The sequence below is a fragment of the Woronichinia naegeliana WA131 genome (genome assembly GCA_025370055.1).
Lineage (GTDB): Bacteria > Cyanobacteriota > Cyanobacteriia > Cyanobacteriales > Microcystaceae > Woronichinia > Woronichinia naegeliana.
The window spans coordinates 809,917-825,486 of the sequence record CP073041.1 but is presented as its reverse complement, the minus strand read 5'-3'; the positions used below and the strand labels follow the sequence as shown (position 1 = coordinate 825,486).

The following is a 15,570-nucleotide window of genomic DNA, read 5'->3' as shown; positions in this document are numbered from 1 at the left end:
TTTACTATAGCAAGTTTTGAGCGTTGCACAAGTCCGATGATCCTTAAGAATGGAATATTGTCCAGCCAATGCCGACTAAGGCCCCAAACAATAACGTCAATCCACTCAGAGAACTCATTGCAAAACCGGCAATCCGTTTTTCGGCAGCTTGATAGTAACCCCAGGCATAGACAATGCGACCAATCACCCAGCCAGCCCCGATCGCCGCTCCCCAAACCGGACTAACATAAAACGAAAATAGCCATAAAGCCGGTAGAAAAGCGACTAATTGTTCTAGGGTATTTTGCTGTACCCGTAAAACCCGCTCAAAATTCTCATCACCAGAAGTGGCTGGCGGCATTACCTTGTACTTGGCTCTGGCCCGTCCCACATTGATTACCAAAACCTGATAGACCAATAGGGTTAACACTGTGACTAAACTGGGTAAAAGATAAGTTGTATTATTCATGAAAATTGCCGGAATTTTAAATAGTTTTACGCTTGAGACGAGGAAGGGTTACGGCAGTGCTTTTGACTTTGCGAAGATAAATTAGATTGCGAATCCCCGATGTCCAAGGTGTTTGGATCGTTTTAATGGTTTCGATTTTACCCCCTAATTCCTCCACAATGGGCAGAAGAGCTTCGGTTTCCGCCGCTTCCCATTGACCGCGATAGAGCACGACCCAACCATCCAGCTTTACCAAGGGTAGGGCATACTGGGCACAAATAGCGGGTTGAGCCACTGCCCGAATGAGAGCCAGATCATAGTGACTGCGATGATGGCGATCGCCGCTTAGGGTTTCGGCCCGTCCTAGCCAGGTTTTCGCATTGGTAATTTGCAGGGTGGTTAACAACTCGTCAATAAATTGGATTTTTTTGCGGGTTGAATCCAAAAGGGTAATAGACCAATCGGGAAAGGCGATCGCGGTGGGAATGCCAGGAAAACCGGCTCCTGTGCCAATATCAATGACCTGGGGCTGGGTTAACTGGGAAATGTCAGGTAATAAAAACAAACCGGCTAGGGAATCCCAGAGATGTTTCTCCACAAAATCCAGAGGTTCGGTAATGCGTGTCAAGTTCAAATGTTGATTGCCAGTCAAAATTAATTCATACAAATGCTGGAATTGGGGCCATTGACTCTGGGGTTGCCAGCCCAGGCTAGTTTCCCAAGTTTCTAATTGCAGAGGTAAGGGAGAAATTGACAAGTTATTATCATTCATGGCTTTAGACCGCCACCGCTTCAGACTGGCTTAATAACAAATTGGGGTCAAACGAGGTTAGTTCACCTTGATGGATTTTCCAACTGCGATCGGCGATTTGTAACAGTTCTCCTGGGTCGTGGCTCACAATTAATAACGTCCAATGATGTTTTAATTTGCCCAATAATTTTGCCAATTGACGGCGCATCGACCAATCTAAACCCGCAGTCGGTTCATCCAACAATAATAAATTGGGTTGGCGAATCAATTGCACTGCCAGGGCCAAACGTCTTTGTTGACCACCACTGAGAGCATGGGGAACGGTTTCCCAGGCTAAATGTTCTAAGCCCACTTCTGCTAAGGCTTCCTTGAGGCGATCGCTGCTCATTTCGGGATGACCTAAGCGCAACTCTTCTAAAATCGTACCACCGCAAAAATGTCGTTCTGGAAACTGAAACACCAAGCCACCCAACTGCTGAAGATGAATAGGCATTAGGGGCTGATCACGCCAAAAAATATCCCCCTCGGTTTTTTCCGCCAAACCCGCCAGAATTTCCAACAGAGTCGTCTTACCCGAACCACTGGGGCCAATAATTAAACCTAACTCCTGGGGAGCCAACTCCAAATTAACCTCCTTTAAAATTGGGGTCAGACTAGCTGGTGGATGATAACTAACATTTCGTAAATAGAGCATGGGCGATCGCTCCCTCAAGCGGTTAACCTAGGAAAAGAATTTGTTTTAGCTTATCCTCACCCAGGACTTTTAGGACAATACCATTCTATGAAGGCACTTTCCCTCTCCAAACGGTTTAGGTTATTTTTCTTAACCCTTGTCACCTGTTTAGGAGCGAGTTATCCGGCAGTTTGGGCCGGTGATCCCTTTCGCAGCCAAAATCCCCACAATATTGGCGATAATACCGAAGCCGCGTTTATAGCTATTTTTCGGGATGGAAATTACAAAACCGCTCAAAGTTATTTAGATCAGGCTTTTCAGACAGAGCCAACTGAACCATTGGCCTATGCGATGCAAGCTTCCCTCGCCTACGATGCGGCTAACTATGAATCCATGAAAGTTTATGCCGACAAAACCTTAAAAACGGCGGAAATTTTAAAGGGACAAGATCCCCTGCGTGGCAATTTATATCTAGCGGTGGGTCATTTCTTAGAAGGCGGTTATTTACTTAAACAAGGTAGCTATCTCGAAGCTGTGGGTAAAGCCGGACAGGTATTTGACTATCTCGATCTAGCCTCAAAAATCGATCCGAATGATCCAGAATTAAATCTTTTACGGGGTTATTTGGATTTATTTTTATCTAAATACACGCCTTTTTCCCAATCCGATCAGGTAATTAGCCGTTTTGAAAAATATGCTTCCCCTGATTATCTAAAAAACCGTGCCTTATCAACAACCTATCGTGATTTAAAACAGTATGATAAGGCCATGAACTATCTGAATCAAGCGATCGCTGAAACTCCTAATAATCCTGAATTACAGTATCTTAAGGGTCAATTATTGCGTCTTGAGGGCAGAAATGATAAAGATTTAAGTAAACTTCAACAAGCCCAAACCTATTATGCCCAAGCCTTGCAAAAGCAAGATCAGTTATCCCGTTCAGTAACGGTGCAATTAAATCACGAGAATAATGCGGTAATTGATGAAATTCAAAAACTACAAAATAATCCTAATCTTAAGGATTTTTAATTCTAATCTGTAAATCATAAAGCCATAAAGTTATGAGCCAAACCTTACTCAAAACAACGACTTTTCAGGAATTTGTCGATTGGCTGCCTGAGAATTCTGATCTGCGTTACGAACTTCATCATGGAAATATTGTTGAAATGGCTCAACCGGTCGGTGAACACGAAGAAATTAAAGGATTTCTGACAATTAAGCTGAGTGGAATGATTGACAGATTAAATCTTCCCTATTTGATTCCTAATCAAGTCATTGTGAGACCCGATGACAAAGATTCTGGTTATTTTCCCGATATTCTGGTGATGAATCGCGCTAATTTACCGAATGAATCTCGCTGGCAGAAAGAATCTATTCTGAGTAGTGGGGTATCTATCCCATTAGTGATTGAAGTTGTCTCGACCAATTGGCGGAATGATTACCATTTAAAATTTGCTGATTATGAGGAAATGGGAATTCTGGAATATTGGATTGTGGATTATGGGGCTCTAGGAGGGCGTAATTTTATTGGCAATCCTAAGCAACCGACAATTTCTATTTGTAATTTGGTAGAGGAAGAATATCAAATCAATAAATTTCAAAATGGCGATCGCCTTATTTCCCAAACTTTTCCTGAATTAAATTTGACGGCGAATCAAGTTTTTCAACTGGGGATGATTTAGCTGGAGTTGAGCCATGACAATCCCTAAAGTCTTAAAATAATTAATTATGAATGAGTATTGAAAATGAAGACCCTAACCCAAACGCTTTATGATACTGATTTTAATCTCTGGATTGAGCAAACCGTCAATCAACTCAAAAATGGAGATTTACAAGATTTAGACCGACAAAATCTGATAGACGAGATCGAATCAATGGGAAGAAATGATAAACGGGAAGTTAAAAACCGACTAATTGTGCTGTTCATGCACTTACTTAAGTGGCAATACCAACCCGAAAAAAGAACTTCTAGCTGGATTAGTACCATTAATGAACAAAGACGGCAAATTTCTACTGTTTTGGAGGATAGCCCAAGCTTAAAGCCTTATTTGACTGAAGTTTTTTCAAAATGCTATCAATTGGCTTGCAATGATGCTTCAAAAGAAACAAATTTGCCCAAAATAACTTTTCCTTCGGATTGTCCTTTTAGCTCTGAACAAGTTTTAGATGCTGACTATTTTCCTGAATAAAATTGATATTATTCAAATTTTGTGTCATTCAGAAGATTCTCTTTGGATATTTTAAAGAAGATCAATTAAGCGTCTTTTTGGTCTTTTTGGCTTTTTGCTTCAATTACTGCAAACAAATCAATAATTTGCTGTTTTCCCCAATCCCTTTCATATAATAATGTCGTCGCTTGAGTTGTTCATCTTGTCATGATCTTACCAAAAGGCGATCTCCTAATCACCAATTTTTAGGTTGAAAATCAGGATTATTTAAAATAGAAACCGTCTCTCCCGCCTGAGCTAAAACAAATAAACCTTGACGATAGGCATAGCGATCTGCTCCCTCTTCAATCTCAATGCCTGCAACGGCTCCGTATAGTTGCTTCTGGGCATATTCTGGAAAAAATTGTCTAAATTTGTTCAAGTCTGATTGTAATTCTTTGACATCATTTACCCCCAAACTACTTTTGACCTCAACCACTAAAACATGATTTTCATTGGGGTCGTGTTCTAAACCTGTGGAAAAGAGTAATAATAAATAAATGTAAATCTTAAAATTGGTGTGCCATGCTATTCAAAGCAATTGTTTGCCCAAGTTGTCAAAGTACGGATATTGTGAAACACGGCCCCTCTGGGGAGGGGAAAGAGCGTTACAGATGTCGTAATACAGAATGTAAGCGTTGCACATTTATCTTAAACTATACTTATAAAGGTTATTTGCCAGAAGTAAAGGAAAAGATTGCCGAAATGGCAATGAATGGTAGTGGCATAAGGGATACAGCCCGTGTGCTGAGGATTAGTCCATCAACAGTGATTAGTGAACTAAAAAAAAAGAGTCTAGTTTAGTATTCGTCAACGAAAAAAAACTAGCAGAACTGGAACCCAGTCAGAGTATTGTAAAGCTCTGCCAATGGAATGACGTGGAAGCAGAACTCGACGAAATGTGGGGTTTTGTGAAGAGCAAAAAAGAGCAAAGATGGTTATGGCACGCTATTGCTCATAAGACAGGTGAGATATTAGCTTATGTTTTGTCTGGTCACAAAGACGAAGCATTTCTAAGGCTAAAAGAGTTGTTAGAATCTTTTGGTATTACTCAATATTATACAGATGGATGGGGGGCTTACGAACGACATATTGAGCCAGCATTGCATGAGGTGGGTAAGTATAATACTCAAAAAATCGAACGAAAGCACTTGACATTGAGAACTCGAATAAAGAGATTAGCGAGAAAAACGATTTGTTTCTCCAAATCTATTGTGATGCACGATATTGTCCTTGGATTATTTATCAATCGCTTTGAATTTGGATGTCTTATTTAGGGCTTGCTGAAAAAAGCTGAAACCTTTACGGAGAAAAATAGTAGGCGAATTAAGAACCGCTAGAATGCACGAAAATAGGGTAGAATGCCTCAAAACCATTGCATTAAGAAGAGAGAAAGCAGATGTACCGAAAGCAACAGTACTCAATTGAAACACCAGAAAACTTGAAAAATCTGTTCGGCGGGCAGTTAGACGAAGAAAATCGTTGGATAGAAATGTCAAAAATGATTCCCTGGGAAGAATATGAGGAAGAATATGCAAAAAACTTCACAGAAAAAAAAGGAGCCCCAGCCAAATCATTTAGAATGGCATTAGGAGCATTAATTATCAAAGAAATTTCAGGAAAAAGTGACAGAGAAACAGTAGAACAAATAAAAGAGAACCCTTATTTACAGTACTTTATAGGAATGGAAAGCTATAGTAGCAAAGAAGCATTTAATGCGTCAATGATGGTTCATTTTCGTAAAAAAATAGGAATGGAATTAATAAATAAAATTAATAAAGAAATAGAAAAAAAAGCGACGGGTGTAGCGTCAGAAAAAAAAGAAAATGAAGGAAAGTTATTGTTAGATGCGACTTGTACACCAGCAGATATAAAATATCCAACGGATATAGGAATATTGAATGATGCCAGAGAAAAAACAGAAAAAATAATAGATAAGCTGTATGAAGAAATAAAAGAGAAAAGGAAAGAAAAGCCGAGGACTTATAGGGAAGTGGCAAGAAAAGAGTACTTAGCCATAGCAAAAAAACGTCGTGTGTCAAAAAAAGAAAGAAGAAAAGGAACAAAAAAACAACTAGGATATATAAAAAGAAACTTGTCTGATATAGAAAAAATGATAGAAGAGGGAGCAAAGTTAGAAAAACTAACGAAAAAAGAGCAAGAAGAGCTTGTAACGATAGGAAAAGTGTATGAGCAACAGTTAGAAATGTATGAAAAAAAGACAAATAAAGTAGAAAACAGAATTGTGAGTGTAAGCCAACCTCACGTGCGTCCAATAGTGCGTGGAAAAGCGGGAAAAGCAGTAGAGTTTGGAGCTAAAATATCGGCAAGTAATGTGAATGGCTTTGTCTTCTTAGACAAATTAAGTTGGGATAATTACAACGAATCGGGAGATTTACAAGCGCGAATAGAAGAATATAAAAGGGAAACAGGATGTTATCCGGAATCGGTTCATGTGGATAAAATCTATCGAACAAAAGCGAATCGAGCTTATTGTAAAGAAAGGGATATAAGAATGAGTGGTCCCCGATTGGGAAGACCGCCGAAAGAGGTGAGCAAAGAAAAAAAGAAAGAGGCACGCTCAGATGAAAGAGTGCGTAATGCCATTGAGGGTAAATTCGGACAGGGAAAGAGGAAATTTAGTCTTGGTCGAGTGATGGCCAAACTACCTGAGACCTCGGAAACGGTAATTGCGATGAACTTTTTGGTAATGAATCTTTCTACTCTACTTCAGAAGACAAAAAGTAAAAAGTTGTAGAGTCGTTTTTCTTGTGAAAAATGGTGTTAATTTTCCTCTCTTTTGTGAGGAGTGATTTGTGTTGACCTTTTTAGACAGAAAGGAACAATAGATTAAACAAAATCTGTATTTTGATTTGTTTCCATAAGGATAAGTTATCTATGCTTTTTCAGTCCATACTTCCCTAACCCACATTTCTTTCGTTTTTTGACTTTTTCAGCAAGCCCTATTTAGATGTGCTTCCACAGATTCAGAACACTACCGACTTTGGAAGCATCGAAGTAGAAGTCAGAACCCAGATGTTAGAAATTGTGGGGCCAACAATGGGGGAGTTTTTTTTTCAGAAGGGGGGAAAAAAACGGTCTGGAAACAAGCGAAAAATCAAAACCCTAGTCGGAGAAGTGGAAATAAGCCAAAAACAAGCCAGAAAACTAAAGGTGTCGCCAAAAATCGTCTTAAGTCCAGGTTTAGAGAAATGCTGTCTAAGAGCCAGTGCGAAAACATCCTACCAACAAGCAGAAGAAGATATAGAGGAGTTGATGGGGATAAAAGTAGGACATAGCAGTTTACATCGCTTGGTAGAACGGACAGAACTGCCCTTAGCTCAAGCTCAGTCAGAGAGTGCGGGGGTCAGTATAGATGGGGGAAAGATTTGTCTGCGGGGCGAGGAGAAGGAAGGGGGACAGTGGCGAGATTATAAACTGGTGAGTCTTCATGGCAATGTCTGTGAAGCCTTTTTCCAAGACCCAGAGGGCTTAAAGAATTGGAGCAATGTTCAACCTTTGTCCCCAATAGTGACCTTTTTGGGAGATGGTCATCCCGCAATCTGGAATGCGGTAGAGAGTTTCGCCACTCAATCGTGGCTGATACGACGAGAGGTGTTGGATTGGTATCATCTCAAGGAGAATCTGTTCAAAGTGGGTGGCTCTCTCAAACGGCTAGAAGCAGTGGAGCATTTACTGTGGCGGGGTTTTGTGAACAAGGCAATAGATGCGTTTGATGGAGTCAAAAGCAAGAGGGCAAAGAATTTTCAAGCCTATTTGACGAAGCATTATCAGCGTATCCCTGATTACCAATACTATCAACAGCTTGGTATTGTGATTGGTTCTGGTGATGTGGAGTCTAAGATTAAACAGGTGGGAGCTAGGGTTAAATTGTCGGGAGCACGTTGGCATCTTCATAATGTTTCTCGTATTCTTCGGCTACGATGTGCTTATCTCAATCACTCTCCTCTTTTGAGTGTCAATGTATTATCTTAAGTGGGATGCACCCAGGGTAAACCGACCGCCATTCCCACTCTGCGTTGGGTCTTTCAGTCTTTTCTGTTTATCCGTTGGTTAGAGATTGACGGCATTCAAACTATCGTTAATTTGACCTCCAAACACAAACATATTCTTTCCTTTCTTGGCTCTTCATGTCAAAAGTACTACTTTGTCTCTTGACTTACCTGCGGAATGTGGGCTAGAACATCAAAGACAACTGCATAGTCGCAACGGTAGGGATAATCTTCAAACTCTATTCGGTGCCATCAAAATACCTAGTGACAATCAAATCCGCAATATCCTGGATAAAATCAAAGCCAATTCGTTATTTGTGGTGTTTAGTGACATTTATCAACTACTAACAGCAATTCTAAATTTGCGCTGTAGCAAGAGTTTCAGGTTTTAGTTCGCGTAATACGGGGTAAAATTCAACGGGATTAACAAGTTCATTTTACGAGTCTTCAGGCTTTTAGGCGCAATAGTACATACAGGATTGCCCCAAAAACCCCCTTTGAAATGTTCTTTAAATCCCTAAAAGGCTTGCTGTGTCTAAAACTGAGAATTGCTGGTTATTTGTGGTGTTTAGTGACATTTATCAACTACTAAAGACCAGAGGAATATTGACTCGGTATGAGGTGTTAGACAAGCAATTACTAATTCCGCTAGATGGCACAGAGTATTTCTCCTCCCAAAATATCCACTGTGAGCAATGTTCCCATCGAACCCATAAAAACGGGACAGTGACTTACTTTCATTCGGCAATCTTACCGGTAATTGTCTCACCTCAGCAAAAAGCGGTGATTAGTCTTGACCCTGAATTTATTACTCCTCAAGATGGTCACGAGAAACAGGACTGTGAGGTAGCGGCGGCAAAACGTTGGCTCCACAGACATCGAGAATTCTTTGACCCGTTTAGCGTTACTATGATTGGGGGATGACCTCTATAGTCGTCAACCGATGTGCGAAGAGGCTCTTCAAAACCACTTTCACTATCTTTTTGTCTGTTTGCCTGAATCTCACCCTACTCTCTATGAGTTTTTGGACTATGCCGAGAAGATTGGGGAAGTTTACTCTTTCCATGAGCGTCGTCGTCATGGTCGCGATTGGCATGACTATCATTATCGTTGGACTTATCACTTGCCCCTAAGAGATGGTTCCGCCGCCCTCAATACTCATTGGTTTGAGGTCACTGTTACTCGCCGTTCTGATGGTCAGGTTCTCTTTCACAACGATTGGATTACCGACCATTTTCCCCAAGCCGATAACATTGTTGAGTTAGTCAGTGTCGCTCGCTCTCGTTGGAAAACCGAAAATGAGAACCATAATACTCTTAAGACTCAGGGCTACCATCTAGAACACAATTTTGGACATGGTGACCACCATCTTGCTACCTTTTTGCTCACCTTAAATTTACTGGCTTTCTTGTTTCACACCGTTTTACAGCTTTTAGATGAGTCCTACCAACGTATCCGACTACTTTTAGGGACTCGAAGATGCTTTTTTTCCCATTTACGCACTCTTACTACCTATTTTGTCTTTGATAGCTGGCAACACCTTCTTGATTTTATGCTTGAGCCATTTGACTCTCTGCCCGCCACTAATTCCTCCTGATTTTTCAAATTTAGAATTGCTGAGAAGTGGCCAAACAGTTAATCGGCGAGACATTCACGGGCTACTTAGGCAGTGACCGTTATGGCAGCTACAGTTGGGTGAAGCCAGAATTGCGACAACTATGTTGGTCTCATGTGCTGAGAGACTTTCAGGCGATGGCAGAAAGAACAGGGGCATCACAAGAAATCGGTACAGCATTACTAGCGAGAGGCTATCGCCTGTTTCATTGGTGGCACAAAGTCAGAGACGGCACGCTGTCGAAGGAGTTATTTATCGAAGCAGTAGAATTGCTCAGATGGGGAATGCACCAAGAATTAATGTCGGCGGCGGCTATCGAAATTGGTTGGCGCGAAAAATCGCCCCTCGCGAAAACAGTCCGTACCTGTCGAAAGTTGCTGAAAGTGGAGGCGGCTCTCTGGACGTTTGTCTATAGAGAGGGGGTGGAACCGACGAATAATTCAGCACAACGAGCTTTGCGACCAGCCGTAATTTGGCGTAACCTCAGCTTTGGTTCTCAGTCTCAAGCGGGGAGTGAGTTTGTGTCGAGAATGCTGACAGTCAATCATTCGTTGAAATTACAAGGGCGTTCTGTCTTAGATTTTCTGACGCAATCATGTCTAGCGGCTCGACTAGGGGAGCAGCCTCCTTCTCTAAGTAGGGCTTGCTGAAAAAAGCTGAAACCTTTACGGAGAAAAATAGTAGGCGAATTAAGAACCGCTAGAATGCACGAAAATAGGGTAGAATGCCTCAAAACCATTGCATTAAGAAGAGAGAAAGCAGATGTACCGAAAGCAACAGTACTCAATTGAAACACCAGAAAACTTGAAAAATCTGTTCGGCGGGCAGTTAGACGAAGAAAATCGTTGGATAGAAATGTCAAAAATGATTCCCTGGGAAGAATATGAGGAAGAATATGCAAAAAACTTCACAGAAAAAAAAGGAGCCCCAGCCAAATCATTTAGAATGGCATTAGGAGCATTAATTATCAAAGAAATTTCAGGAAAAAGTGACAGAGAAACAGTAGAACAAATAAAAGAGAACCCTTATTTACAGTACTTTATAGGAATGGAAAGCTATAGTAGCAAAGAAGCATTTAAGGGAGCATCTCACCTTTGCAATAAGTAGAAATACTTAACGAGGTAAATGAAAGAGTCAAAAAAGGTAATCATTTAAATAGGAACAGCGATGACGAAGGACTTGTGGTACATTGTCAGAATTCCAACTCGCACCAGTAATTTTAAGACGATGACCAATTTGTTTAACTTGAGATTCGACAGAGCCAGAGCCAATAGAAATGCCCTCTGCCTGCAAATAACCATAATTGACAATCCGATGTTTATGCTTGTTTAAATAGGGCTTGCTGAAAAAAGCTGAAACCTTTACGGAGAAAAATAGTAGGCGAATTAAGAACCGCTAGAATGCACGAAAATAGGGTAGAATGCCTCAAAACCATTGCATTAAGAAGAGAGAAAGCAGATGTACCGAAAGCAACAGTACTCAATTGAAACACCAGAAAACTTGAAAAATCTGTTCGGCGGGCAGTTAGACGAAGAAAATCGTTGGATAGAAATGTCAAAAATGATTCTTTGGGAAGAATATGAGGAAGAATATGCAAAAAACTTCACAGAAAAAAAAGGAGCCCCAGCCAAATCATTTAGAATGGCATTAGGAGCATTAATTATCAAAGAAATTTCAGGAAAAAGTGACAGAGAAACAGTAGAACAAATAAAAGAGAACCCTTATTTACAGTACTTTATAGGAATGGAAAGCTATAGTAGCAAAGAAGCATTTAATGCGTCAATGATGGTTCATTTTCGTAAAAAAATAGGAATGGAATTAATAAATAAAATTAATAAAGAAATAGAAAAAAAAGCGACGGGTGTAGCGTCAGAAAAAAAAGAAAATGAAGGAAAGTTATTGTTAGATGCGACTTGTACACCAGCAGATATAAAATATCCAACGGATATAGGAATATTGAATGATGCCAGAGAAAAAACAGAAAAAATAATAGATAAGCTGTATGAAGAAATAAAAGAGAAAAGGAAAGAAAAGCCGAGGACTTATAGGGAAGTGGCAAGAAAAGAGTACTTAGCCATAGCAAAAAAACGTCGTGTGTCAAAAAAAGAAAGAAGAAAAGGAACAAAAAAACAACTAGGATATATAAAAAGAAACTTGTCTCATATAGAAAAAATGATAGAAGAGGGAGCAAAGTTAGAAAAACTAACGAAAAAAGAGCAAGAAGAGCTTGTAACGATAGGAAAAGTGTATGAGCAACAGTTAGAAATGTATGAAAAAAAGACAAATAAAGTAGAAAACAGAATTGTGAGTGTAAGCCAACCTCACGTGCGTCCAATAGTGCGTGGAAAAGCGGGAAAAGCAGTAGAGTTTGGAGCTAAAATATCGGCAAGTAATGTGAATGGCTTTGTCTTCTTAGACAAATTAAGTTGGGATAATTACAACGAATCGGGAGATTTACAAGCGCGAATAGAAGAATATAAAAGGGAAACAGGATGTTATCCGGAATCGGTTCATGTGGATAAAATCTATCGAACAAAAGCGAATCGAGCTTATTGTAAAGAAAGGGATATAAGAATGAGTGGTCCCCGATTGGGAAGACCGCCGAAAGAGGTGAGCAAAGAAAAAAAGAAAGAGGCACGCTCAGATGAAAGAGTGCGTAATGCCATTGAGGGTAAATTCGGACAGGGAAAGAGGAAATTTAGTCTTGGTCGAGTGATGGCCAAACTACCTGAGACCTCGGAAACGGTAATTGCGATGAACTTTTTGGTAATGAATCTTTCTACTCTACTTCAGAAGACAAAAAGTAAAAAGTTGTAGAGTCGTTTTTCTTGTGAAAAATGGTGTTAATTTTCCTCTCTTTTGTGAGGAGTGATTTGTGTTGACCTTTTTAGACAGAAAGGAACAATAGATTAAACAAAATCTGTATTTTGATTTGTTTCCATAAGGATAAGTTATCTATGCTTTTTCAGTCCATACTTCCCTAACCCACATTTCTTTCGTTTTTTGACTTTTTCAGCAAGCCCTAAATAAATGATAAAATTCTCAGCTTGAGGCTCTGACCATCCCTCAAAACAGGAGATAGCGGCATCCACTTCACCCGTCCAAAGAAAAGACTTGACCTCCTCAATTCGCTGGAATGACCCCCCAACTTTATAGAGGTTTTCAATTAAGTGATACCAGTCCAAAATTTCAATTCGCTCATGTTTCTGTCCTATCTCACGAAATAAGTTCCAGATACCATCATGTCCATCTCCCAAACAAATTAAAGGCTTAGCCAAAATTTGAGAATTAACCAAATCTAATAAAGCCGAGTTATCTTGAAAAAAGGCAGCTACCCCCAATTGATGAAAACTGACTCCTTTATAATCACGCCAAATTAAGGGTTCTCCCTTGGGAGTTCTGAGTCGTACCTTCCCACCATCTATGCTAATTTCTTCGACTTCTGTGTTAGAGGGTAATTCTTCAAAATGATAGCGATGTACAAGGCGTTGTTGCGTACTGTGAGAAACAGCAATTCCCGTCAATGATTGGATTTTCTTAGCTGCTTTTTCATAAGACTCATCGCCACTCAGTAGCAAACAGTTCTTCTCTAACATTGGACTCATCTGAGTTCGAGGCTTTAGTTCTAATTTCTTCGCTTGTTTTTCTGTAATGGGCAATTCCCCCAAAATACTTTTTACTGTTCGTATCCGACCTGTGGTTTCCTCGGTACTTGTTTTGACAAAAAAATACCTATTTCTGGGTTGACATACTGAATCATTAAGTCTCTGACAGTCTCCTCTATTTCGCCCAAATTATTAAATGTTTTAACTTGAGATTGTTGATAGAGACATTCTCCCAACTCTTGACATAACTCTTGAATCCTTTTTTCATTTTCTGATAACACTGATAACATGAGATTGTTCCTCAATTGGGATAGATTTTGGAAAGTGGGTCTCGACTATTATACTCTCATTTCTTTTTTTGATAAAGTTCGATAAAGTTCAAAGTCTTATTTTTCTGCCCATAAGTATTAATACTTATTGCATAAGTGAGATGCTCCCAGTCCATTTGAAGGGTTTAGCCATAGTGCGATTAAAGTAATCAATGAAGTCAAGGATGCGAGTTTTGAGCTGTTCTCTGCTCATGAAATTGCCTCGTCTGAGTAACTTACTCATCAGCATACTGAACCACATCTCAATTTGATTGAGCCAAGAGCAATGCTTGGGGGTGAAGTGGAAGACAATTTTATGACTGGGCTCTCGCAAAAATTCAGAACGGCTTTGCATTGATTGGAGAATGCCTGATTTTCCTTTGATGCCCAAGTCGGTCTCAAGTCCTTCGACTTGCGCCACCCAAGCCTACTAGTGATTCTGATTGATGGGTGTTCAAGCAATCCATCAGCAGGTGCCACTTGACAGTCTTTGGGTCACTGACAACCAACTGTTGAACATGATTGAGATAGTCTATCTCAGTGCGCGTGTCTCCCACACTGGCTTGGGCAATCTGACCTGAAACCACAGGGTGCGACCTTTAGTTGATAAAAGCTGTTGTAATCAGGGTTCTACAGGGAACCCATATTGATCAAGTTTTGCCCAAAATTGACTCCATCGTTCCTTCGTCAATACCAAAGCTCGTAGGCTCAAAATAATTCCTGCTCCTTTTTCCTTCCATCGCATCCCTGAACAACATAATCGTTGTTTGACCAACGTCTTACAAGCTGCTTCCGTAACACCTGAACCAATCGGATACTTTTTCTCTATGTATTCAGCATAATCCATTTGATGCTGATGATTCTCGTAATAAGTAATCGCCGCTTGTAGTTTCTCGGTAAGATTCTTAAGAATGACTTTTTTCTTCTTTGACTTCTTTCATCAGATTTAGCAGTTCTCCTGCTTTTCCTTTTTCATGCTTGAGTTCTCGACAATTTTCAGTCAACCATTCTTTTTGTTTTGACACTGTATTAGGATGCAACGCTTCTGCCAACGCTCCTAAGTAACCAGAGGCATGATAGAAATCTAATATCTGTTCTTCCGTTTGCTTTTCTAAAAACTTCCAATTTGATTCTGCCCCGTCTGCTATCCCGACCAATGTTGCCTCTGGATAACGGTTTTTCGCTCGCTCAATTTCTCTTTCTAATCTTTCTAGAAAACTCTTTTTTCCATACTCTGGTGCCGCACCTAGATAGATTGTATGTTGACGTTCGCCTTCACTATCGTATAGGGAAACGGTTCCCACCATTGCTTCACGGTAGCCATCCTCACACATCAGCATACAGGTTCCATCTAATCCTATTCCCACTGTTGCAATTTGGCTATCCTCCTTGGGCGGGGCATAACTCCACGCTTCTTCTTTTGCCTGTACCACACTTCCTACTGCTTCACTCAATCTTTGGATATAGGATAGCGCTACTTTTCTACCATGATTTTCTAATAAATCATTTTTCACCTCTTTGCCTGCCATCCCTGACATTTTTGAGGATACCTGTTTTGCCAATAATGGCGTTGATGTTATGATTATCCTTGCTTCTCTTTCTAAGGGGCAATACGTTTTTCCTCAAAGGTGAACGCTGATATACATGACGATTCACTATAACCTCACCATAAGGTGTTTGATATTCTTTCGGTTGCTCTCCCTTACTCTTCCAGATTTCTTCACCGATTTTTAAGGGTGAACCATCTGTATCTAAATATTTCAAGGCTTCTTTGCTGGCGATGCAACCTACTTCGTTTAAGCCTTTTTGAATATTTATTTCTGTATCCAACATTGAACGACTTAGTTCTAATGTTAGTTCTATTTTTATCTTTGAACCCTCTACATTAATTAGTTTTGCTGTCATCATTGTTTCCTCTTTGTCACTTTTCATCTCATGTTAACACTTTTCTTTTTCTTCATCAACTAAAGG

At 40.1% G+C, this 15,570-nt stretch carries 14 protein-coding genes and 6 pseudogenes; 13 read left to right on the top strand and 7 right to left on the bottom strand.

Annotated elements, in window-relative coordinates:
• Positions 1-43 precede the first annotated feature (43 nt).
• The 3 genes from KA717_04365 to KA717_04355 are packed head-to-tail and all read right to left on the bottom strand — an operon-like array spanning position 44 to position 1,872.
• Positions 44-448 (bottom strand): MAPEG family protein, encoded by a 405-nt coding sequence (locus KA717_04365; GenBank protein UXE62097.1) that lies wholly within the window; start codon positions 446-448, stop codon positions 44-46.
• 16 nt (positions 449-464) lie between these two features.
• Positions 465-1,199, bottom strand: a complete 735-nt coding sequence (gene rsmG, locus KA717_04360) for a 16S rRNA (guanine(527)-N(7))-methyltransferase RsmG (protein UXE62096.1) — start codon at positions 1,197-1,199, stop codon at positions 465-467.
• Between the two features lie 4 nt (positions 1,200-1,203).
• Complete coding sequence (locus KA717_04355; protein ID UXE62095.1) at positions 1,204-1,872, bottom strand: energy-coupling factor ABC transporter ATP-binding protein; 669 nt, start codon at positions 1,870-1,872, stop codon at positions 1,204-1,206.
• Between the two features lie 87 nt (positions 1,873-1,959).
• Here KA717_04355 and KA717_04350 point away from each other — a divergent pair, with 87 nt between their 5' ends.
• From KA717_04350 to KA717_04340, 3 genes are all read left to right on the top strand, one after another.
• Positions 1,960-2,880 carry a hypothetical protein gene (locus KA717_04350; protein UXE62094.1) on the top strand — a complete coding sequence of 307 codons (921 nt, stop codon included), beginning with the start codon at positions 1,960-1,962 and terminating at the stop codon, positions 2,878-2,880.
• Positions 2,881-2,912: 32 nt separating this feature from the next.
• On the top strand, positions 2,913-3,533 hold the full coding sequence (locus KA717_04345) for a Uma2 family endonuclease (protein ID UXE62093.1): 621 nt from the start codon (positions 2,913-2,915) through the stop codon (positions 3,531-3,533).
• Between the two features lie 63 nt (positions 3,534-3,596).
• The gene (locus tag KA717_04340) at positions 3,597-4,040 is read left to right on the top strand and encodes a DUF29 domain-containing protein (GenBank protein UXE62092.1); all 444 of its coding nucleotides are present in this window, start codon (positions 3,597-3,599) and stop codon (positions 4,038-4,040) included.
• 214 nt (positions 4,041-4,254) lie between these two features.
• On the opposite strand, the gene KA717_04335 is transcribed toward KA717_04340, so the two are convergent.
• Entirely contained in the window at positions 4,255-4,497 is a 243-nt protein-coding gene (locus KA717_04335) for a hypothetical protein (GenBank protein ID UXE62091.1), read from the bottom strand.
• 236 nt (positions 4,498-4,733) lie between these two features.
• On the opposite strand from KA717_04335, the gene KA717_04330 reads away from it, so the two are divergent.
• The 9 genes and pseudogenes from KA717_04330 to KA717_04290 all read left to right on the top strand — a co-directional run bounded on the left by KA717_04330 (position 4,734) and on the right by KA717_04290 (position 10,733).
• On the top strand, positions 4,734-4,862 hold the full coding sequence (locus KA717_04330; GenBank protein ID UXE62090.1) for an IS1-like element transposase: 129 nt from the start codon (positions 4,734-4,736) through the stop codon (positions 4,860-4,862).
• A gap of 74 nt (positions 4,863-4,936) precedes the next feature.
• Positions 4,937-5,335 (top strand): IS1 family transposase, encoded by a 399-nt coding sequence (locus tag KA717_04325; GenBank protein ID UXE62089.1) that lies wholly within the window; start codon positions 4,937-4,939, stop codon positions 5,333-5,335.
• A 122-nt stretch (positions 5,336-5,457) separates the two neighbouring features.
• Positions 5,458-6,795, top strand: a pseudogene (locus tag KA717_04320) (IS5 family transposase).
• A 299-nt stretch (positions 6,796-7,094) separates the two neighbouring features.
• Positions 7,095-8,054, top strand: coding sequence for an ISKra4 family transposase (locus tag KA717_04315; protein UXE62088.1), 960 nt, complete (start codon positions 7,095-7,097; stop codon positions 8,052-8,054).
• A gap of 172 nt (positions 8,055-8,226) precedes the next feature.
• Entirely contained in the window at positions 8,227-8,463 is a 237-nt protein-coding gene (locus tag KA717_04310; protein ID UXE62087.1) for a hypothetical protein, read from the top strand.
• Between the two features lie 139 nt (positions 8,464-8,602).
• Positions 8,603-8,995 (top strand): hypothetical protein, encoded by a 393-nt coding sequence (locus tag KA717_04305; protein UXE62086.1) that lies wholly within the window; start codon positions 8,603-8,605, stop codon positions 8,993-8,995.
• Entirely contained in the window at positions 8,985-9,668 is a 684-nt protein-coding gene (locus KA717_04300; GenBank protein UXE62085.1) for a hypothetical protein, read from the top strand. The genes KA717_04305 and KA717_04300 overlap by 11 nt, the downstream gene beginning before the upstream one ends.
• Positions 9,669-9,694: 26 nt before the next feature.
• Positions 9,695-10,336 carry a transposase gene (locus KA717_04295; GenBank protein UXE62084.1) on the top strand — a complete coding sequence of 214 codons (642 nt, stop codon included), beginning with the start codon at positions 9,695-9,697 and terminating at the stop codon, positions 10,334-10,336.
• Between the two features lie 112 nt (positions 10,337-10,448).
• Positions 10,449-10,733: pseudogene (locus tag KA717_04290) on the top strand (transposase).
• An 87-nt stretch (positions 10,734-10,820) separates the two neighbouring features.
• Here the strand turns inward: KA717_04290 and KA717_04285 are convergent.
• Positions 10,821-11,021 (bottom strand): annotated as a pseudogene (locus tag KA717_04285) (ISKra4 family transposase).
• A gap of 123 nt (positions 11,022-11,144) precedes the next feature.
• On the opposite strand from KA717_04285, the pseudogene KA717_04280 reads away from it, so the two are divergent.
• Positions 11,145-12,482, top strand: a pseudogene (locus KA717_04280) (IS5 family transposase).
• Positions 12,483-12,709: 227 nt separating this feature from the next.
• Here KA717_04280 and KA717_04275 read toward each other — a convergent pair.
• Positions 12,710-13,572 (bottom strand): annotated as a pseudogene (locus KA717_04275) (ISKra4 family transposase).
• A gap of 649 nt (positions 13,573-14,221) precedes the next feature.
• Positions 14,222-15,504, bottom strand: a pseudogene (locus KA717_04270) (ISKra4 family transposase).
• Between the last annotated feature and the right edge of the window lie 66 nt (positions 15,505-15,570).